Source organism: Exiguobacterium sp. KKBO11 (assembly GCF_001644945.1).
Lineage (GTDB): Bacteria > Bacillota > Bacilli > Exiguobacteriales > Exiguobacteriaceae > Exiguobacterium_A > Exiguobacterium_A abrahamii.
Map to the genome: position 1 here is coordinate 249,195 of NZ_LUCU01000033.1, position 19,747 is coordinate 268,941.

A 19,747-nucleotide genomic window follows, 5' to 3' on the forward strand; every position below is an offset into this window, starting at 1 on the left:
GAGACAGTGAAATCCCTTACAAAATATGCGAAGATAGTAAAGAGACAGACCAAAGGGGTTGAGGGGGACATGGCGAAAGAAACACCGCGTAATTCTAAATGGATGCGTTCTTATAATCGAGCACTCGTCTTGCGGCTGATCCGGATGCATCAACCGATTTCGCGGGTCGAGTTAGCACAACGGACGAACTTGACGAAGCCGACGGTATCGAACATCGTCAGTGAATTGATTGCAGAACAACTCGTGACGGAGCGAGAGCTTGGGGTATCAAATGGGGGACGAAAACCAATCATGCTCGAACTCGTCGCAACAGAACAGTATGTCATTGGTATCGATGCAACAAGTCACCAATTCATCGGTGTCGTTGCGGATTTAAGTGGGAACACGATTCATGAGTCCGAAGCCGTGGGACGCTTTGAGACGAATGAAGAACTGATTGAAGCAATCGGTCGCTTATGCGAGAACTTGATTGCACAGACACAAGGACGAGGAACGATTCACGGAATCGGGATCTCCGTCCACGGGATGGTCAATCCGGAGACAGGTGTCATTCTTTTTGCTCCACGATTCCATCTGCATGATGTTGAGTTGAAGGTACAACTCGAAGCACGTTTTGACTATCCTGTCTGCATCGAAAATGATGTCCGGGCACTCGCTTCGTTTGAGTTATTGTTCGGTGAAGGCGTCGGGGTCGAACAATTCTTCTATCTCTATGCTGGGGAAGGGATCGGGGGTGCTTATGTGCTCGACGGACAGCTTGTCGACGGACAACATCATATTACGGGAGAGGTCGGACATATGCGCCTTGATCTCGATGGTCCGATTTGCTCGTGTGGGAACCGAGGATGTCTTGAAGCGTTGGCAGGCGAAAAAGCATTGTTACGGGATTATGCTGTCGTTGATCCACAAGTCTCGACGCTTGCTGATTTGCGCAAGCGATTGAACAAGGGAGACGAGCAGGCGGTTCGTGCGTATGAACGGGCGGGGGAATATATCGGAATCGGGGTCTTGAATACGATCCATCTTTTGAATCCGCGCCGGATTTTACTTGGGGGACCGATGTTCGAGCTCGCACCTACGATCGTTGATCAAATCAAGGAACGGGTCGAGCACACGGCGTTGACCGCTGCTTCACGTGAAACCGATGTCAAGATGGTCCCGTGGGGTGAAAAACAGGGAGCGCTCAGTGCTGCGGCCCTTGCAACAAACAGTTTATTTCAAACGATTTAATAAGCCGATTCCATGTCTTGCGAACCAGCAGGAGATGGGATCGGCTTTGTTATTCAAAAATAATTTAATGAAACCGTTTACAAAATAAAAAGTGATGTGCTATAGTCGATGTAAAGTTAGATAATAAATTTAATTTACTAAGTTCATGGTCAACTAAGTGGAGGTGGATGCAGGTTAGCAGGGGCTAATCAAGCTGAAGCAGGAAAGGGAGGCATCGCGCAATGGAACCACACGATCCATGGGTTTCGTACCGTGAAGCTTTCGGGCGTTACGGAGCAATCCGCGGTTTTTATTTTCATCGGTCGACGCAACAGATGACAGAACAGGGTCCAGGCGATGTCCCGACAGACGAGCAGGATATCGTGCTCGTCCGACCACGACGTGACGGTGTGTTTCAATTCCGGATGTCATCGGTACAAGGGGTCCTGACGATCCGTTCATCCGAGCTACACATTCGAAAAAATGAGAGCGGATACATTGAATTACGCGCACTCATGCAACACATGCGCTCTGCCGGTTGTTTGACCCTCGGTGGGGAGTTATATCTCTTCGTCCGACCGGACGTTGATACGCTGGCGTACCGTCTTCGATTGATTGCCCGCGTATTGATTCAGCTACAGGGAATGCCGATTCAGACGAAGGTGATCGAAGAATGGTGCAAACAAGCACAAATTGAAGGGGAACACGCTAGACGATACGCTTGACTACTTACACATAAAAGGGGAGCTCTTACATGAAATTCAAAAAAACGAAACTCGTTGCTGCAGCATCTGTCCTGACATTATCCGCATTCCTTGCTGCTTGTGGTGGAGAAGATGAGCAACAAACGAAAACGAAAGACGGCAAGACGATCGTCACATGGTGGGGCTGGGCGCCACAACCAGAAGCGGGGAAAGCAGTCGTTGATGCGTTCAACGAATCGCAAGACAAATACGTCGTTCAATTCAAACGCTACAGTGAAGACTATGAAAAACAATTACAAGTCGCGATGTTGTCAGGTAAGGGTCCAGACATCATCGGTCTAAAAGAACCGATGATCCAGCAGTACAAGGATCGTGTCGTACCCGTTGATTCGTACATGGATAAAGCAGCAGGCAAAGGCTGGAAAGACAAGTTCGTCGAGCTTGGAATCGAACAAACGACACTCGACGGTAAACAATATGCAGTGCCAATCGGGTTCACAGGTCAAGCGTACTTGATGTACAACAAGACGATGCTCGACAAATACGGCGTGACACCACCGAAGAACTACAAAGAAACAGTCAGTGCAGTCAAGAAGATCAAAGACTCAGGCGATAAAGTCATCCCACTCATGCTCGGAGCAAAAGATGCGTGGATCGATATCGACGTCTACAACGTCCTCAGTCACCAAGTGGCACCAGGCTACATCCAAAAAGTTCTTTCGGGTGAAGCGAAGTGGACAGACGACGAGATGGTCAAAACAGCGCAAATCTGGCAAGACCTCTTCAAGGATAAAGTCTTCCAAGAAGGTGCACTTGGTTTAGCGACGTACAATGACGGGATGAACCAATTCTTCGATAAAAAAGCAGCGATGTGGGTCATCGGTTCATGGGAAGCACACTCGATGACGACGAAAGAGAAAAAAGAAAAATGGAAAATCGATGATGAGCTCGGATTCGTTCCACTCCCGAACTTAGCAGGCGGAACAGAGCAACCCGTCATCGCATCGATCGACATGGCACTTGGTGTCAACAAAGAGTCAAAACAACAAGAAGGTGCAGCGGAGTTCATCGCCTTCATGAGCCAAGGAAAAGGACAAGAAGTCTACATGGGTGAGTTCGAGATGGCACCTGGAATCAAGGACGTCAAAGTCGATTCAGATGCTGCCTTCACATCGGAAGGTGAAAAAGAGTCGTACAAGATGTTGAACGACACATTAGCAAAAGCGGTTGCTAGCCGTGGTATCCGGGATACAAAATTAAACGATATCCTCGGTAAGGAACTTCAAAACATCGCGACAGGACAAGATCCGAAAGAAGCATTACAACGCGTTCAAGACGCAGCGGATCAATCAGCGAAATAAGACTCGACAGTGAAGTGGTACGCCTGCGTGCCACTTCCTGATTTTTGGACTTGAGGAAAGTGGGGAATCCATATGCAGACAGAGCGACAGGAATTGCCGATTAAACCAAAAGCAGAACCGCTCCAGCCGGTAGCGACACGTACGCCTGCGCCAAGGAAGAAAAAGAACATGAAGCGGAACATGGTCGGATGGGCTTTCGTTGCCCCGATCGTCTTGTTCGTCGTCAGCTTCATCTATTATGGGATCTTCTATAACGCCTATAACTCGTTCTTCTCGTGGGACGGAATCTCGTTTGACAAAGCGTTCGTCGGACTCGACAACTATGCTGAGATGTTCCAAGATCCAGACTTCTATCTCTCGCTGAAGAATACGTTCATCTTCACGATTTTAACAGTCACGATCCAAGCCGGTATCGGTCTTGTCTTGGCGTACTTCCTGCATACACCGGGACCAATGCGGACGGCGATGAAGTCGGTCTTCTTCTTCCCTGTCGTCTTGAGCCCTGTCGTACTCGGTGCGGCATTCTCACAAATCTATGATTTCCAGTTTGGTTACATCAATGAGTTCCTCCGTGCAATTGGTCTCGGTAGCCTCGAACAGAACTGGCTCGGTGACCCGGATATCGCGCTTTATTCCGTCATTGCAATCAACATCTTCCAGTGGACGGGTTCTTCAATGGTCATGTACTACATGGCGATGTTGACGATTGAGAAGGAAATCTTCGAAGCAGCAAAAATCGATGGAGCTGGATTCTTCCGGACACTGTGGAGCATCGTCTTCCCGAACTTGAAAGGAACGACGTTCACACTTTCGATCCTCGGTGTCATCGGTGGTCTGAAGACGTTTGACTTAGTCTGGATCACGACAGCCGGCGGACCGGGATCGTCGACGGAGTTCATTTCGACTTATCTATTCCGGAAATCGATGTTGCAACAGGAAGTCGGTTACTCAAGTGCTGTTGCCATCATCCTGTTGACGATTGCCTTACTCATCACGTACTTCCAATTGCGCGTACAAAAGAAAATGGATAACTAAGGAGGAACGACCCATGGATGTAGAATCTAAAAAAAGCCGCTGGATGATCAACCTTGTATTGGTGCTGGCATCAATCGTCTGGTTATTCCCGATTTTCGTCATGTTCAAAGAGAGTCTTCGAATCAATGGATTCGACAACTATATCGCGACACTGCAAAACCCGAACTTCCCAACGTTCGTCTTCAACAGTTTCTTCGTTGCCTTCTTCATGATCATCATCTCGATCACGATTCTGGCATTCGCGGCGTTCGCCTTCTCGAAACTTGAGTTTGCTGGAAAACGCCTGTTGTTCAACATGGTCTTAGCGGGTCTGATGTTACCCGTCGCTTCGATGATCGTTCCATTGTTCTTCACGCTCCGTTCGTTTGACGGATTGAACAACCACTGGGGACTGATCGGAGCGGAAGTTGCGTTCTTCTTACCATTCGGTCTGATGCTCATCAAAGGATACTTTGATGAACTACCAAACGAACTGATGGAAGCGGCGTATATCGATGGGGCGACGATTCTTGAAGTGTTCTTCAAAGTCATGCTACCACTCGCAAAACCAGCGCTCGCAACAGCTTTAATCTATGCGTTCCTTAACTCATGGAACGAATACTTGATGGTTCTTACGTTCATGACGGATCCTGCCTATCAGACAGTGACGATGGCACCAAGTTTCTTCAAAGATGCGCTCGGTGGGGATCCAGGAAAAATCTACGCGTCACTTGTTTTGATCAGTTTACCGACGATGATCTTCTATATCTTCTTCCAACGTTTCTTCCAAAAAGGAATGACGGCGGGTGCAGTAAAATAATTGTTTTTGCGTAAGGGGGAGCACAATGTATTTAGGAGTCGATTATTATCCAGAACAAACACCACGAGCACTATGGGAGGAAGACTTCCGACTGATGAAGGAACTTGGCGTCAACGTCGTTCGTCTCGCGGAATTCGCTTGGTCGATGATGGAGCCGGAAGAAGGCGTCTATGACTTCAGCTTTTGGGATGACGTCATCGAACGCTTGAGTGCGGAAGGATTCGATATCGTACTCGGGACACCAACTGCGACACCACCGGCTTGGTTATGTACGAAGTATCCAGAAATCTTACCGGTCGATGAGAACGGTGTGACGATCAGCTTTGGTGCTCGTCGCCATTATACGGTCCACAGCGAAACGTACCAGCGTCTATCCGTCAAGATCACGGAAGAAATGGCGAAACGATACGGTCAACATCCTCGTGTCATCGGGTGGCAAACGGATAATGAATACGGGCATGAGAAATCGGATCGTTCTTACGGTGATGTCGACCGCGCTGCTTTTCAGCGTTGGCTAGCGAACCGTTACGGAACGCTTGATGCCTTGAACGAAGCGTGGGGAACCGTCTTCTGGAGTCAGACGTACACGGCGTGGGAGCAAATCCCGGTACCACGTAAAGTCTATCAGGAACACAACCCATCCTTGCTCGTCGACTTCGATCGCTTCTGTGCCGACGGCTATACGTACTACAACAAATTACAAGTTGATGTCTTACGTCGCTACATTCCAGAGGACGTCTTCATCACGCACAATCTGGTCTACAGTGACATGGCGGTCAATCAGCAACAAATGGCGCAAGACCTCGATTACGTGGCGTTCGATAACTATCCAGTCTGGGGTGGACTACCGGAGCCGAACCGGTTCGAGAAGATGGCGAGTGATCACGATCTTTGCCGCTCTTCGAAGCAAGGAAAAGGGTTCTGGGTCATGGAACAGTTGAGTGGCGCACAAGGCTGGAGCAAAATCGGTTACTTGCCACGACCAGGACATATTCGCCTCTGGACATACCAAGCGGTCGCGCGGGGAGCGGAAGCGATCGTCTACTTCCGCTTCCGAGCTGCTCATTTCGGAACAGAGGAGTTCTGTCACGGCATCATCGATCATGACGGCAAACCGAAGCGGAAATTCGAAGAAGTCAAACAGATCATGACGGAACTGAATACGTATGGCGATGAGATCAACGCGAGCCGTTATGACGCGAAAGTCGGTGTCTATTTCGATCAAGAAAACGTCTGGGCGTGGACACACCAGCCACACAGTGATGCGTTTGATTTCCGGACGGAGTTCGTCCGCTTCTATGGTGGAGCGGTTCGTCAACAAGTCGCAACCGACATCGTCTTCCCGGGTGATGATCTATCTCGTTATAAACTGATCATCGTTCCGCTCTATTTCTTAACGAATCCAACGTTCGATGACGCCTTGATTGAGTACATGGAACAAGGCGGTCACGTCATCTTCACGTACCGGACAGGTGTTAAGGATGCACGGAATCATGTCGTACCGACGACGTTACCGGGTAAGTTCGCGCCGTATGCGGGCATCGAGATCGACGAATATGAGTCACTCCAATCCGTTCAGCAACATCAGGTGACAGGCATCGGCGAGATGGCAGGACAATCTTCAACAGCCCGACTCTGGTGTGATCTTATTACACCCACGACAGCAGAGACGCTCGCTGTCTATGAAGATACGTTCTATGAGGGTGTAGCGGCTGTGACGCGCAATGCCTATAAAGGAATGATTACCTACATCGGCTCATCGATTGATGATGCGATGATCGATACGATTTACCGTCAAGCGTTCACTGAGGCCGGCATCGAGATGATCGAGGCGCCGGATCAAGTCGAAATCGTGCGTCGTCATGGCGAAAAACGTGATTTCCTCTTCTTGATGAACCATGACACGAAAGAAACGCGGGACGTCACGTTAGACGGAACATACCAAGCATTGACAAAAGATGAGACATATCGTGGAACGGTCCAGCTCGCACCACTTGAGACACTGATTCTGACGACGTAAGGAGGAAGAGAACCATGGCAATCTTTGAAGTAGCAGGACGTCGTTTCGTCATCGAAGGGAAACGGGTCGCTCACGTCGTCACGATCGGTGCGAACGGTAAGCTGATTCACACGTATTTCGGTGCCAAGTTACCATATCGAGATGATTATGAAGCGTTACCGAGTCCGATCGTCGCACACAGTTCGTTTGAATCACCAGATGGCGTCGCGACGTACGATTTCGTACCATTCGGCGAGATGTTGTATACGGAGCCGACATTGAAGTCGGAACGAGAGGACGGGCAACGGATTCACCAGTTCCAGTTTGAACGATCCGAGCAGACAGAAACGAAATTGACGCTCTGGCTGTTTGATCCCTTGCAGGAGATGCGTGTCGGGGTTCAGTACGAAGTGTTCTCTGATTATGACATCATCGGTCGTTCGATCGTCGTCGAAAACACAGGACGATTACCTGTTCGTTTGACAGCAGCCCAGTCCTTCGCGATGGGACGCTGGCATCAACCGCATTTAAAACTGCATCATTTCGCTGGGATGTGGACAGGTGAGTTCAAGAAACAGGTCACACCGGTGACATCAGGGCGTCAGACGATTGAAAGTCGGCGTGGGGTGACGAGTCACCAAGCGAATCCCTGGTTCGCGCTCGAGCAGGACGCGACAGAAGACAGCGGTGAAGTCGTCTACGGACATTTTGCTTATTCCGGCAACTGGGCGATTCATGTCGAACAAGATGCGTTCGGTTTTGTCCAACTGTCAGGTGGAATGAATCCGTTTGACTTCAGTTGGAAACTATCACATCAACAACAGTTGACGACACCAACGTTCTACATCGGCTATGCGGACGGTTTCGCGGATATGAGCGCCCATGCGCATGCGTTCCAGCGTGACGTCATCATGCCGCGAGCGACGGAGCGTCCGGTTCTCTATAACTCATGGGAAGCGACGTATTTCGATGTGACGGAATCTGGTCAACGTGAACTCGTTGATCTGGCAGCAAGAATCGGTTGTGAGCTGTTCGTCGTCGATGACGGTTGGTTCGGTGAACGCCATTCCGATCAAGCGGGACTCGGGGACTGGCACGTTAATCGGGAAAAATTCCCGAACGGTCTAGAGCCTTTGATCTCGTATGTGAAACAACAAGGGTTACAATTCGGTCTTTGGGTCGAACCTGAGATGGTCAATCCGGATTCTGATCTATACCGGTCGCATCCAGACTGGATTTACCATGCACGGGATGCGGTTCGGACGACATCTCGGAATCAATACGTCTTAAACCTTGGATTACCAGAAGTCGAGCAATTCATTCTCGAGATGATGGATGATTTGCTGACGCGTCATGCGATCGACTACATCAAATGGGATATGAACCGTGCCTTCTCGGAACCAGGCGTTCCAAAAGACCAGACGGATCGACAGCAAGAACTATGGAAACGTCACGTCGATGCATTGTACCGGATCTTTGACGAATTACGTCGCTTGCATCCGACGGTCGACTTCGAAGCCTGTGCCGGTGGTGGCGGACGGATCGACCTTGGAATCCTCTCACGGACAGAACAAGTCTGGACGAGTGATAACACCGATCCACTCGATCGCTTACAAATTCAGCACGACTTCTCGTATGCCTACAATGCGAAAATGATGAGTTGCTGGGTGACGGACGGACCGAACTGGTTAAATGGACGCAACGTACCGCTTGCGACACGCTTCGTCTCCTCGATGCAAGGCACACTCGGCATTGGTGGTAACTTAAGCGAGTGGTCAACGGATGAACTTGCGGAAGCAAAAGGTTGGATCGAGACATATCAAGCGATTCGTCCGACGATTCAACGCGGTATCCAGTATCGCTTATCTGCTTTTACACAACAGACGCCAAGCGTCATGCAGTATACATCAGAAGAAGAAACGGTCCTACTTGCGATCGCGCCACTTCGACAATACGGAACACATCAGTATCACTTCAAGCTAAAAGGACTCGACCCAGCAATGCGTTATCAAGTCGAGGACCGGACGTTAAGCGGCGCTTATTTGATGCAACAAGGCTTAACATTCTCATACACGACGGACTATGAAGCCCGCTGCTTGCGGATTCAGCCAGTCCACCGTGCGCTCTCACTACTCGAATCAAAGGAGACGATCGTATGACAGACCAGACGTTAGAAGCACAATTTGAACAGCGGTTTGGCTCACCGTCGACGCATCGCTTCTTTGCACCAGGACGGATCAATTTAATCGGCGAGCATACGGATTACAATGGTGGTCACGTCTTTCCGTGCGCGTTGACGTTCGGTACACATGCGATCGCACGAAAACGAGACGATCAACGCTTCCGCTTCTACTCGTTGAATTTCGAGCAGGATGGCATCATCGAAGTCACGCTCGACGAACTCGCGTATGACGCGATGCACGGTTGGGCGAACTACGCGAAAGGTATGATTACAGTTTTACAAGAAGCAGGATACCGGATCGATACAGGATGCGACATCCTGATTCAAGGTGATATCCCGAACGGGGCTGGTCTTTCGTCATCGGCTTCGCTTGAACTCGTCGTCGGTGTCTTGCTCGACCGATTATACGGATTAGAGATTCCGCGTCTTGATCTCGTCCGCTTTGGACAACAAGTCGAAAACCGTTATATTGGCGTCAACAGTGGCATCATGGACCAGTTTGCGATCGGTATGGGAAAAGCGGGAGCGGGATTGTTGCTCGATTGTGAGACGCTTGACTATACGTATGCCCCACTCGATTTGACGGGGTATACGATCATCATCATGAATACGAACAAACGCCGTGAACTAGCGGATTCGAAATACAATGAACGCCGAGCGGAATGTGAGTCAGCACTCGCTTACCTCAATCAATTCACGCCACGAGAAGCGCTCGGACAATGGACGACGTCAGAATTTGCGAAAGTCGCATGGGAAGACGAACGTTTGATGCGTCGCGCCCGACACGCGATTTCAGAAAATGAACGAACGCTTCAGGCACTAGCGGCACTCGAAGCGGGAGAACTGAAGACATTCGGTCAGTTGATGAATGCGTCACACGTCTCGTTACGGGAAGATTATGAAGTGACAGGGATTGAACTCGATACACTCGTCGAAGCCGCCTGGGAGCAACCGGGCGTGCTCGGCGCACGGATGACAGGTGCTGGTTTTGGTGGCTGTGCGATTGCGATCGTTGAAGACGAGGCAGTCGACGCGTTCAAACAAGCTGTCGGCGAACACTATGAAGCACGGATCGGATACCCGGCGACGTTTTATACGGCGACGGTCGGTGACGGAGCACGTGAAATCGAACGGGAGGTCATCTAAATGGCAACGTTAGTCGTAGGTGGAGCTGGATATATCGGCTCCCATGCTGTCTATCAATTGATTGATGCCGGAAAGGATGTCGTCGTCATCGACCATCTGCAATCCGGTCACCGTGAAGCGGTTCATCCGCAAGCACGTCTATATGAAGGAGATATTCGCGATCGTGCTTTTCTCGATCGCGTCTTTACGGAAGAGACGATTGAACAAGTCGTTCATTTCGCTGCTTTTTCACTCGTCGGCGAGTCGATGACGGAACCATTACGCTACTTTGATAACAACGTTTACGGGACACAAGTGTTGCTCGAAGCGATGATCGCTCACGGCATCAAACAGATCGTGTTCTCTTCGACGGCAGCAACATACGGTGAACAGGAACAGATGCCGATTCTCGAGACAGCGGAAACGCGTCCAACGAATGCATATGGCGAGACGAAGCTGATGATGGAGAAGATGATGCGATGGTCTGAACAAGCGTATGGCTTACGTTACGTCGCGTTACGTTACTTCAATGTCGCCGGTGCACGGGCAACAGGTGAAATCGGAGAAGACCATACACCAGAAACACATTTGATTCCGCTCGTCCTTGAAGTCGCCAACCGACAACGGGCAGAAATTTCGATCTATGGCGATGATTATCCAACGCCGGATGGCACGTGCATTCGCGATTACATCCATGTTGAAGACTTGATCGATGCCCATATACGAGCACTCGATTATTTAGCAGACGGCAACGACAGCGCAGTCTTTAACCTCGGTTCAAGCCAAGGGTTTTCCGTGCGAGAAATCATCGAAGCAGCTCGTCGCGTAACGGGGCATCCGATTCCGGAACGAATCATTGAACGTCGTGCAGGGGATCCGAGTATCTTGATCGCCGGATCCGCCAAAGCAAAAGAAGTTCTCGGCTGGATACCACAACGCACCGACATCGAAACGATCATCCGTGATGCTTGGAATTGGCATGCGCACAATCCAGAAGGGTACCGGACGAGCGTTCGTTAAAGAGAGACAGTATGAGGAGAGTGACGGCGATGAATGAACTCATCCAACAGTTAGTAGCGCAAGCAATCCAGGAACGCTTGATTGAACCGGAAGATGCGATCTACGCCCGGAACCGGATTCTAGCGCGGGTCGGTCAAGCCGATTTTGAAGAACAGGCAGACGTACCATCTCGCCCGATTCCAGATATTTTGGATGACATGATTGAAGTGTTGATCGTAAGTGGGCAGTTGCCGGCGCGTCTTGAAGACAAAGAGCAGTTCGCAGCAGATGTGATGGATATCTTCGTCGCTCGTCCGTCTGACGTGACAGCGGCATTCCGTCGTCTGTACGCTGAATCACCGATAGCGGCGACGGATTATTTTTATCAGCTCAGTCAAGCAAGTAACTATATTCAAACGAAACGGATTGCTAAAAATAAACGTTATCAAGCAGAGACGGCTTATGGGACGATCGATGTCACGATCAACTTATCGAAGCCGGAAAAAGATCCACGTGAAATCGCAGCAGCTCGGACGGAGGTACCGACGACGTCGAACTATCCGACCTGTCTGTTGTGCGTCGAAAACGTCGGTTACGCGGGCCGTGCGAATCATCCAGCCCGAGCAAATCACCGAATCGTTCCACTGACACTGCTGGAAGAACCGTGGGCATTACAATACTCACCGTACGTCTATTACAACGAACATAGCATCATTCTGTCACAGGAACATCGTGACATGGTCATCAATCGGGATGCGTTTGCACGTCTGCTCGCCTTCGTCGAGCAGTTCCCACATTACTTTGCTGGTTCGAATGCGGACCTGCCGATCGTCGGCGGATCAATCCTGACGCATGATCATTATCAGGGCGGTCGCTATACGTTTGCGATGGACCGGGCAAACGCTTTAACATCCTTTACGTTCCCGGATCAGCCGACAGTCACTGGCGAAACCTTACACTGGCCACTGAGTGTGTTGCGTCTGAAGAGTGAAGATGCGTCGGCACTACTCGATGCTGCGACGACCGTCTATGAGACGTGGTTGACGTATACGGATGAGAGCCAAGAGATCCGTTCACATACCGGTGAGACGCGACACAATACGGTGACGCCGATCGCCCGTCAACGTGATGGACAATTCGAGCTCGATCTCGTCTTACGGAACAACCGGACGTCAGCAGAACATCCGGACGGTATTTTCCATACGCATGCCGATATTCACCACATCAAGCGGGAAAATATCGGTTTGATCGAAGTGATGGGACTGGCGGTCTTACCGGCACGCCTGCTCCAAGAGTTGCAACAGGTCGAACAGTTCATCACAGGTGAAGTCGACGAAGTAGCTGTCGCTCATGCTGACTGGGCGCAAGAACTAAAACAAGCATATGACGGTCAAGATGTCACGATGTACGTCGAGCAAGCGGTTGCTGCGAAATTCGTACGTGGTCTCGAAGACTGTGGCGTCTTTAAACAGACGGAAGAAGGTCAGGCGGCGTTCGGGCGATTCGTTCAACTCGTGACGCGCCAACCGGTGGAGGAACAACGATGACACAACTACTTGAGAAAGAGTTGATCCGACATACGTTACGCCAGGAAGGCATCGAAGTGACACTCTGGAACTACGGCGGCATCATCCAAGATATCCGGACGACCGATCGGGATGGTCATTTAGAAAGTGTCGTTTTAGGTCTTGAGACGGTGAACGATTATCAACAGCACTCGCCTTACTTCGGGGCAATCGTCGGACGCGTCGCTGGTCGAGTCGGACAAGCACGCTTCGAAGTAGCGGGAGAGGTTTATCCGCTCGTCGCAAACGACGGTGCGAATCATCTGCATGGTGGGATTCACGGATTCGATCAAGCATGGTTCGATGTCATCGAAGCGACGGATACATTGTTCCATTTGCGCTTGAACAGTCCGGATGGAGAAGAAGGTTATCCGGGAACGGTCACACTCGACGTGCATTATCGATTAGAGGGAACGACACTGACGCTTGAGATGACGGCCGTGACGGATCAGACGACACCACTCAATCTGACGAATCATACGTACTTCAACTTATCGGGAGATGCGAAGCGAGACGTGCTAGATCATGTCTTGACGTTACCAAGCGATCGATACTTACCGGTTCAGTCAGACGGCTTACCGACAGGAGAACAACGGGATGTCTCCGGAACCCCGTTTGATTTCCGGAACGGTCAGTCGATTCGTGACGGGATTACGATTGAGCATCCCGAGACGATTGCTGTTGGAGACGGCTACGATCATCCCTTCGTGTTACGGGATGACACACTACGACTCGCAGATCCGGTGTCCGGTCGTTTCGTCGACGTGACGACGAATCAGCCGGCGGTCGTGCTCTATACCGGAACGCAACTGCTGACCGATTATACGGTTCATGGTGTTCCTGCTCGACCATCACTTGGTTTATGCCTTGAAACGCAAGTGCATCCGAATGCAGTCCATGAATCTGATTTTCCATCAATCTTGTTGTCACCCGGTGAGACCTATCACTGGAAAACAGCTTATCGCTTTGGCGTAGTGTCTTGATGGATTCGAAGAAAAAGCCCCACTTTCCGTGTCTGCTTGGACAGGAGAGTAGGGCTTTTTGTGTATAGAAGGAAATCGGGAAGAAAAGTGCGAAAGGTGATACTAAAGCATAATGAAAGGAGGGCTTTCCATGCAGTATGCCGCTACTCCTTGTCTCGTTTTTTCGGGACAAGCCAAGCAGGCGACCGTGTACTACGAAAACGTATTTGCGATGACACGTCGGCGTATCATAATGGATGAAGCAGGAGATACGGTCTATCACGCACATTTATCCAATGGTGCGTTTGAATTGATGCTCTGGGACGAGAGTGCCGCACCGAATACTTCTTCTTCGCTCCATCTGTTGTTGACTTTTACGTCGCTTGAAGAGCTCGAGCAAGTGTATCTACGATTAACGACAGACGGTCAAATCGTCACACCCCTTGATGTAGCAGACTTTGGAGGTTGGTATGCGCAAGTCCGCGATCCGTTCGGGATTCTGTTCGCTCTATCTTTCAGAGAAGGGGGACGAGAATCAGAGGCGTTGCTCGAGCGCGAGTAGTGTCCGCTTCATATTCAGACCGCCATGATAACCAAGCAGATCGCCTTTTTTGCCAATGATCCGGTGACATGGGATCGCGAGCAGTAATCGATTTTTCCCAATTGCTGTACCAATCGCGCGAGTCGCGTTCGGGCGGAAGAGACGTTCCGCGATATCGGAGTAGGTGGCGGTTTGACCGTACGGTACCGCGCGTAAAGCATTCCAGACTTCAAGTTGAAACGGGGTACCGACTGGTGCGATTGGAAAGGACAGTGTCGTCGACTGTTGATTCAGATAAGCCAGTAGCTGCTCCGTATACGGAGCAAGCGCGGTATCAGAAGCAATCCGATCGGCTCGGGGGAAGTGTTTCCGCGACCAGTCGTCGAATAAATCCTCCGGTTCATCCCAAGCGCCGACATAACAGAGACCATCTGCTGTAGCAGCGACCGGAAACGTATGCGTATTCCAGTGCAAACGAGTGAAGTACAGTTCCATGACATGTTTTCCTTTCTACACGAAATGAAGTGATGAATCCAAAAGAGGTGCTTCTGACGCAGAGGCAACTCTTTTGGATTACGCGCGCGAACCGACTTGTTGCCGCGGTGGAAGATGGATCGATTGACCAAATAAGGCTTCCATCGATTCCGTCAAGGCTTCGCTTCGACTCGGATGGGCCATGACAGGGAAGAGAAGATCCTCCCGTTTTGCTGTCAGTTCCAGCGCTTGGGTGAATTGTCCGACGAGACGATGAGCATCGTCCCCGATCATGTGAATACCAAGGATCAGTGATGTTTGCTCATCAGCGATGACCTTGACGAACCCACTGCCACCTTCAATCGTCGTCGCTCCGTTTGCATTCAGTGGGAACTGTCCGCTCTGAACAGCATGTCCGGCTTCGACTGCTTCTTGTTCTGTCATCCCGACCGAAGCGATCGGTGGGAAGGTCCGTAGAACTGTCGGATAATACGGTGTCGTTGAATCGACGTCTTGACCGGACAGATGCGCTGCCGTCCGCTTCGCTTCATGAATCGCACGGATGGCGAGCTGTGGACCCGGTGTGACATCACCGATTGCGTAAATGTGGGGTTGATTCGTTCGTCCAGTTGCGTCAACTGAAATCGTTCCGTCTTCTGCAAGCGTCACACCGATCCGTTCGAGACCGAGTGTCAAACTGTTCGGGATCCGGGAAAGGGACTGGAACAGATAGGCACCCTGATAGGCGACTTCTTCTCCGTTTTTCATGACGGTGACGGTCGCGTCCGATGAAGCCTCGATACGTGTCACGACATCCGACACGAGACGGATTTTTTGTTTTTTGAATGTCCGCTTCAGTTCCTTTTCAAGGCTTGGTTCGAGTGACAATTGATCCGCGAACAACGTCACCTCTGTCCCAAGTGCATGGAAACAGGCGGCCGCTTCGAGTGCTAGCGTGTCAGATCCAATAATCAATAAGCTCTCTGGTAGTTGCTCGAGTTGATAAAGCTGTTCGGCATTCAAGCGGCACGATTCCTCGTGCTGGATGCTGTGACTGCCGGTCGCAATGATGACGTCCTGGAACCGGTACGTATCGAACTGATGTCCCGACTCGACGCCGATCCGGTCCTCTGACAGGAAGGAGGCTGCACCAGAGATATGCTCAATCTGGTTCGCCTGACAGAGGGCGACCACTCCTTGACGTAATTGTTGCACGACACGATTCCGGTAAGCATTCAGTTTACTGAAATCATGGACAGCAGGGGCGGTGAATCCAAGGTCTTCAAGATGCGGCAAGCGTAACATCTCTTCTGCCGCATGCGCATAGACCTTGGACGGGATACAGCCTCGGTTCAGACAAAGTCCACCGAGTTCAGCTTGTTCAATCAATGTAACGTTTCGACCGCCTTGTGCAGCACGGATCGCTGCCGTATAACCTGCGGGACCTCCACCGATGATCAGAAGATCCCGTTCTTGTGTAAGTTCGCCAACAACCATGTTAGATCAACTCCAGAAGTAGGGTAGTCGGATGTTCAATCAGTGACACGAATCGGTTCGTAAAGGCAACAGCCGTTGCCCCGTCTGCGACACGATGATCGAACGACATCGACAAATTCATCATCGAGCGAACGACGATTTGATCATTCTCATCGACACAGGCTCGTTTTTTCGTCTTATGGAAGGCAATCAGTGCTGTCTCCGGATAGTTGATGATCGGTGTTGCTCCCGTACTGCCGAGCGGACCCACATTACTCATCGTAAAAGTGCTTGGTTTTAAGTCCGCTGCGCGCAAGGCACCGTTTTGAGCACGTTGTTGCAACGCGACCAATTGTTCATGCAGTTCCGTCAGTGAGAGCTGATCGGCATGACGGATGACCGGAACCATCAACCCGTCCGGTGTTTCGGTTGCCATGCCAAAGTGGAAATCCTGCTCTAATCGAATACATGCATTTGCTTCATCGAGTTTGGCATGAAAGACAGGATACTCTTTTAAGGCAACAATCAAGGCTTTAATGAAGAAGGCGTTGACGTTGATGTTTCGTCCAGCTGCTTTCCATTCGGCACGTAGTGCAAGCAAACGCGTCATGTCGACTTCCTCGAAGTGAGTGACATGGGGAATCGTGTACAGCGACTGGGTCATTTTTTTCGCGATTTGCTTGCGAATGCCGCGGAACGGAATCGTTTCCGGTGAGATCTCTTGGTACGTGACCTCTTCAATGATCGGCGAAGCTGTCTCTTGTGGAGCAGTAGCAGTCTGGACGAAGCGAAGCACATCGTCCTCCGAGACGCGACCTGATGGATCGGAAGCCGTGACAGTTTCGATATCAATCCCGTGATCACGAGCGATTTTTCGTGTATATGGTGTCGCAAGGACCCGTTTTGCTGGAGAAACTTGAACAGGTGGGGCGGTGACAGCAACCGATGCTGGTTCAGGAGCGGGCGACGCTTCAGGTGTTACCGCGACTGGCATGTCGGAAGCGTTACTTGCTTCGATGTGCAATAACGTCGTACCGACTTGCACCGTCTGACCGACCGGGATGATGATTTCCTTGACGATTCCGGAGACGGGAGCCGGTAGTTCGGCGACCATCTTATCGGTCGCGACCTCGACGACCGGTTGATCCGTCGTGACATGGTCTCCGACTTGAACGAGATAATGGGCGATTTCACCTTCTGTCATCCCTTCACCGACATCATGTAATTTAACTTCGATCATGGCATTCAGCTCCTTAAAACTCGACCGTACGCTGAATCGTCGCAAGGACACGTTCTGGCGTCGGAATGTAATGGTCTTCGAGGGCGAACAGCGGAACGGGAACATCAAAACCGGTCACGCGGGCAATCGGTGCCCGTAAATAAAGAAACGCCGTATCGTTGATCAACGTCACGAGATCATTACCGAGACCGCCCATCGCTGCGGCTTCATGCACGATGACGGCACGACCTGTCTTTTGAACGGAAGCAGCGATCGTTTCCCGGTCGAGCGGATAGAGCGTCCGTAAGTCGAGTACTTCGCAAGAGATGCCGCGTTCCTGTGCAGCCGTTGCTGCCTTTTGAGCTACTTGAACCATTGCCCCCCAGGCAATTAACGTCACGTCTGTTCCTTCGCTGACGCAGCGCGCTTTTCCGATTTCAACGGTATATGATTCGCTCGGTACGACTTCCTTAAATGAGCGGTAACTGCGCATCGACTCAAGGAACAACACGGGATCTGGATCTTCAATCGCAGCAATCAATAACCCTTTTGCATCGTATGGCGTCGCCGGACAGACGACCTTGAGACCAGGCATCGATGTAAAGAGTGCTTCTGTGCTGTCGGAATGGATTTCCGGTGCCCGGATGCCGGCACCATAAGGCGCACGGATGACCATCGGCACACTGTATCGTCCCATCGTCCGCATCCGGATCCGGGAGACGTGCGTCATGATTTGTTCATAGGCAGGGTAGATGAAGCCGAGAAATTGAATCTCGACGATCGGTTTAAAGCCATTGATGGCAAGACCGATCGATGTACCGACGATGCCGGCTTCACTAAGCGGTGTATCGACGATCCGGTCTTCCCCGAACTCTTCCTGTAAGCCGTCCGTCGCTCGGAAGACACCACCGTTTTTTCCGACGTCTTCTCCAAGGACGAGTGTCGTCTCATCCTCCGACAATTTTGTCCGCAGGGCATCCGTGACAGCTTGAACGAGTGTCATCTCTGTTTGACGATTGATTGGTGTTGCCATTTCATTTCCCCCTTGCTAGCAGATACGCTTCTTTTTGTTGCTGAACATCAACCGGTAAGGTCGCGTACGTATGGTCGAACAAGTCATTGACGTCTGGTGCCTTGAATTGCTCCATCGCAGCTACTGCCGCTTCGACTTCTGCTTGATGCCGTTCCTGCAGCTGTTGCATCCAGGTTTCGTCAAAGTAGCCTTGGTGTTTTAAGAACTGTTCAAGTCGATCGAGCGGATCGACCCGGTCACGCGAGCGGGCTTGATCACGGTATTTCGTTGGATCATCTGCTGTCGTATGCGCACCAAATCGCCATGTGACGGCTTCAATCAATGTTGGTCCACCACCAGATCGGGCACGCGCAACGGCTGCTTGCATCGTGAAATAGACGGCAAACGCATCGTTCCCATCGATCCGGACGCTCGGCATCCCGTAGGCGATCGCTTTTTGTGCGATCGTTTCGGAATGCATCTGTTTTTCGATCGGGACAGAAATTGCGAATTGATTGTTTTGGTTGAACAGAATGACCGGTGCTTGGAAGACGCTCGCGAAGTTCATTCCTTCGTGGAAGTCGCCTTCAGACGTCGCCCCGTCACCAAAATAGGCGACCGCGACGTTCGTCGTACCTTTTCGTTTTTCCGCCCACGCGGCACCGACGGCATGCGGAATTTGCGTCGCAATCGGAACGGCAGGAGGGAAGATGTGTTTCTCAGATGGCACGCAACCTTCGACACGACCGTTCCAGTAGAGAAGGGTCCGCACCATGTCGGCACCGAACGTCAACGTCGCACCGTGATCTCGGTACGTCGGGAATAACCAGTCCTGCTCTGACAACGCCAGTGCACTACCGACTTGCGCCGCCTCTTGTCCTTCGAACGGTGCATAAGTGCCGAGGCGCCCTTGGCGTTGTAAGTTGATCGCCTTCCGGTCGAACGTCCGGATCCGATGCATCTGTTCATATAGGGTGAGGGCGAGCTCTTTCGTCAGATCGTGTTCTTTTGAGGCGTCGATGATACGACCTTCTTCATCGATGATGCGTTGAATCGGAAAATGTTGCTCCATGTCAGTCCCTCCT

17 protein-coding genes are annotated in these 19,747 nt (G+C 51.0%); 12 read left to right on the forward strand and 5 right to left on the reverse strand.

Features of this window, described 5'->3' with window-relative positions; translation table 11 throughout:
- Nucleotides 1-69: 69 nt before the first annotated feature.
- The 12 genes from AYO36_RS12280 to AYO36_RS12335 all read left to right on the forward strand — a co-directional run bounded on the left by AYO36_RS12280 (nucleotide 70) and on the right by AYO36_RS12335 (nucleotide 14,502).
- Entirely contained in the window at nucleotides 70-1,230 is a 1,161-nt protein-coding gene (locus AYO36_RS12280) for an ROK family transcriptional regulator (protein WP_064300591.1), read from the forward strand.
- A 221-nt stretch (nucleotides 1,231-1,451) separates the two neighbouring features.
- Nucleotides 1,452-1,934, forward strand: coding sequence for a hypothetical protein (locus AYO36_RS12285; protein WP_055970124.1), 483 nt, complete (start codon nucleotides 1,452-1,454; stop codon nucleotides 1,932-1,934).
- A gap of 29 nt (nucleotides 1,935-1,963) precedes the next feature.
- Entirely contained in the window at nucleotides 1,964-3,274 is a 1,311-nt protein-coding gene (locus tag AYO36_RS12290) for an ABC transporter substrate-binding protein (RefSeq protein WP_050678942.1), read from the forward strand.
- Between the two features lie 72 nt (nucleotides 3,275-3,346).
- Nucleotides 3,347-4,309, forward strand: coding sequence for a carbohydrate ABC transporter permease (locus tag AYO36_RS12295; RefSeq protein ID WP_029343340.1), 963 nt, complete (start codon nucleotides 3,347-3,349; stop codon nucleotides 4,307-4,309).
- Between the two features lie 13 nt (nucleotides 4,310-4,322).
- On the forward strand, nucleotides 4,323-5,108 hold the full coding sequence (locus AYO36_RS12300) for a carbohydrate ABC transporter permease (RefSeq protein WP_023466970.1): 786 nt from the start codon (nucleotides 4,323-4,325) through the stop codon (nucleotides 5,106-5,108).
- Nucleotides 5,109-5,133: 25 nt separating this feature from the next.
- Nucleotides 5,134-7,128, forward strand: coding sequence for a beta-galactosidase (locus AYO36_RS12305; RefSeq protein ID WP_064300592.1), 1,995 nt, complete (start codon nucleotides 5,134-5,136; stop codon nucleotides 7,126-7,128).
- A 14-nt stretch (nucleotides 7,129-7,142) separates the two neighbouring features.
- On the forward strand, nucleotides 7,143-9,266 hold the full coding sequence (locus AYO36_RS12310) for an alpha-galactosidase (protein ID WP_064300593.1): 2,124 nt from the start codon (nucleotides 7,143-7,145) through the stop codon (nucleotides 9,264-9,266).
- On the forward strand, nucleotides 9,263-10,435 hold the full coding sequence (locus AYO36_RS12315) for a galactokinase (RefSeq protein WP_064300594.1): 1,173 nt from the start codon (nucleotides 9,263-9,265) through the stop codon (nucleotides 10,433-10,435). The genes AYO36_RS12310 and AYO36_RS12315 overlap by 4 nt, the downstream gene beginning before the upstream one ends.
- A complete protein-coding gene (gene galE, locus AYO36_RS12320; protein ID WP_064300595.1) occupies nucleotides 10,436-11,434 on the forward strand; it encodes a UDP-glucose 4-epimerase GalE in 999 nt (332 codons plus the stop codon).
- Nucleotides 11,435-11,463: 29 nt separating this feature from the next.
- Nucleotides 11,464-12,960: a UDP-glucose--hexose-1-phosphate uridylyltransferase gene (locus AYO36_RS12325; RefSeq protein WP_064300596.1), complete on the forward strand. Its 1,497-nt coding sequence runs from the start codon at nucleotides 11,464-11,466 to the stop codon at nucleotides 12,958-12,960.
- Entirely contained in the window at nucleotides 12,957-13,961 is a 1,005-nt protein-coding gene (locus AYO36_RS12330) for an aldose epimerase family protein (RefSeq protein WP_064300597.1), read from the forward strand. The genes AYO36_RS12325 and AYO36_RS12330 overlap by 4 nt, the downstream gene beginning before the upstream one ends.
- Before the next feature lie 130 nt (nucleotides 13,962-14,091).
- On the forward strand, nucleotides 14,092-14,502 hold the full coding sequence (locus tag AYO36_RS12335; protein WP_064300598.1) for a VOC family protein: 411 nt from the start codon (nucleotides 14,092-14,094) through the stop codon (nucleotides 14,500-14,502).
- Here AYO36_RS12335 and AYO36_RS12340 read toward each other — a convergent pair.
- The 5 genes from AYO36_RS12340 to pdhA form a co-directional block, all read right to left on the reverse strand.
- Nucleotides 14,476-14,976 carry a methylated-DNA--[protein]-cysteine S-methyltransferase gene (locus AYO36_RS12340; protein ID WP_064300599.1) on the reverse strand — a complete coding sequence of 167 codons (501 nt, stop codon included), beginning with the start codon at nucleotides 14,974-14,976 and terminating at the stop codon, nucleotides 14,476-14,478. The two genes, AYO36_RS12335 and AYO36_RS12340, sit on opposite strands and share 27 nt — an antisense overlap.
- 78 nt (nucleotides 14,977-15,054) lie before the next feature.
- A complete protein-coding gene (locus AYO36_RS12345; RefSeq protein ID WP_064300600.1) occupies nucleotides 15,055-16,452 on the reverse strand; it encodes a dihydrolipoyl dehydrogenase family protein in 1,398 nt (465 codons plus the stop codon).
- Nucleotide 16,453: 1 nt separating this feature from the next.
- Complete coding sequence (locus AYO36_RS12350) at nucleotides 16,454-17,671, reverse strand: dihydrolipoamide acetyltransferase family protein (RefSeq protein ID WP_197484530.1); 1,218 nt, start codon at nucleotides 17,669-17,671, stop codon at nucleotides 16,454-16,456.
- 13 nt (nucleotides 17,672-17,684) lie between these two features.
- On the reverse strand, nucleotides 17,685-18,683 hold the full coding sequence (locus AYO36_RS12355) for an alpha-ketoacid dehydrogenase subunit beta (protein ID WP_058265564.1): 999 nt from the start codon (nucleotides 18,681-18,683) through the stop codon (nucleotides 17,685-17,687).
- 1 nt (nucleotide 18,684) lies between these two features.
- Nucleotides 18,685-19,734 carry a pyruvate dehydrogenase (acetyl-transferring) E1 component subunit alpha gene (gene pdhA, locus AYO36_RS12360; RefSeq protein ID WP_064300601.1) on the reverse strand — a complete coding sequence of 350 codons (1,050 nt, stop codon included), beginning with the start codon at nucleotides 19,732-19,734 and terminating at the stop codon, nucleotides 18,685-18,687.
- Nucleotides 19,735-19,747: the final 13 nt, after the last annotated feature.

Coding starts and splice junctions, on each gene's coding strand:
- AYO36_RS12295 (WP_029343340.1), top strand. CDS start 3,347: ATGCAGACAGAGCGACAGGAATTGCCGATTAAACCAAAAGCAGAACCG.
- AYO36_RS12285 (WP_055970124.1), top strand. CDS start 1,452: ATGGAACCACACGATCCATGGGTTTCGTACCGTGAAGCTTTCGGGCGT.
- AYO36_RS12300 (WP_023466970.1), top strand. CDS start 4,323: ATGGATGTAGAATCTAAAAAAAGCCGCTGGATGATCAACCTTGTATTG.
- AYO36_RS12305 (WP_064300592.1), top strand. CDS start 5,134: ATGTATTTAGGAGTCGATTATTATCCAGAACAAACACCACGAGCACTA.
- AYO36_RS12355 (WP_058265564.1), bottom strand. CDS start 18,683: ATGGCAACACCAATCAATCGTCAAACAGAGATGACACTCGTTCAAGCT.
- AYO36_RS12290 (WP_050678942.1), top strand. CDS start 1,964: ATGAAATTCAAAAAAACGAAACTCGTTGCTGCAGCATCTGTCCTGACA.
- AYO36_RS12325 (WP_064300596.1), top strand. CDS start 11,464: ATGAATGAACTCATCCAACAGTTAGTAGCGCAAGCAATCCAGGAACGC.
- AYO36_RS12345 (WP_064300600.1), bottom strand. CDS start 16,452: ATGGTTGTTGGCGAACTTACACAAGAACGGGATCTTCTGATCATCGGT.
- AYO36_RS12335 (WP_064300598.1), top strand. CDS start 14,092: ATGCAGTATGCCGCTACTCCTTGTCTCGTTTTTTCGGGACAAGCCAAG.
- AYO36_RS12330 (WP_064300597.1), top strand. CDS start 12,957: ATGACACAACTACTTGAGAAAGAGTTGATCCGACATACGTTACGCCAG.
- pdhA (WP_064300601.1), bottom strand. CDS start 19,734: ATGGAGCAACATTTTCCGATTCAACGCATCATCGATGAAGAAGGTCGT.
- AYO36_RS12350 (WP_197484530.1), bottom strand. CDS start 17,671: ATGATCGAAGTTAAATTACATGATGTCGGTGAAGGGATGACAGAAGGT.
- AYO36_RS12310 (WP_064300593.1), top strand. CDS start 7,143: ATGGCAATCTTTGAAGTAGCAGGACGTCGTTTCGTCATCGAAGGGAAA.
- AYO36_RS12340 (WP_064300599.1), bottom strand. CDS start 14,976: ATGGAACTGTACTTCACTCGTTTGCACTGGAATACGCATACGTTTCCG.
- AYO36_RS12315 (WP_064300594.1), top strand. CDS start 9,263: ATGACAGACCAGACGTTAGAAGCACAATTTGAACAGCGGTTTGGCTCA.
- galE (WP_064300595.1), top strand. CDS start 10,436: ATGGCAACGTTAGTCGTAGGTGGAGCTGGATATATCGGCTCCCATGCT.
- AYO36_RS12280 (WP_064300591.1), top strand. CDS start 70: ATGGCGAAAGAAACACCGCGTAATTCTAAATGGATGCGTTCTTATAAT.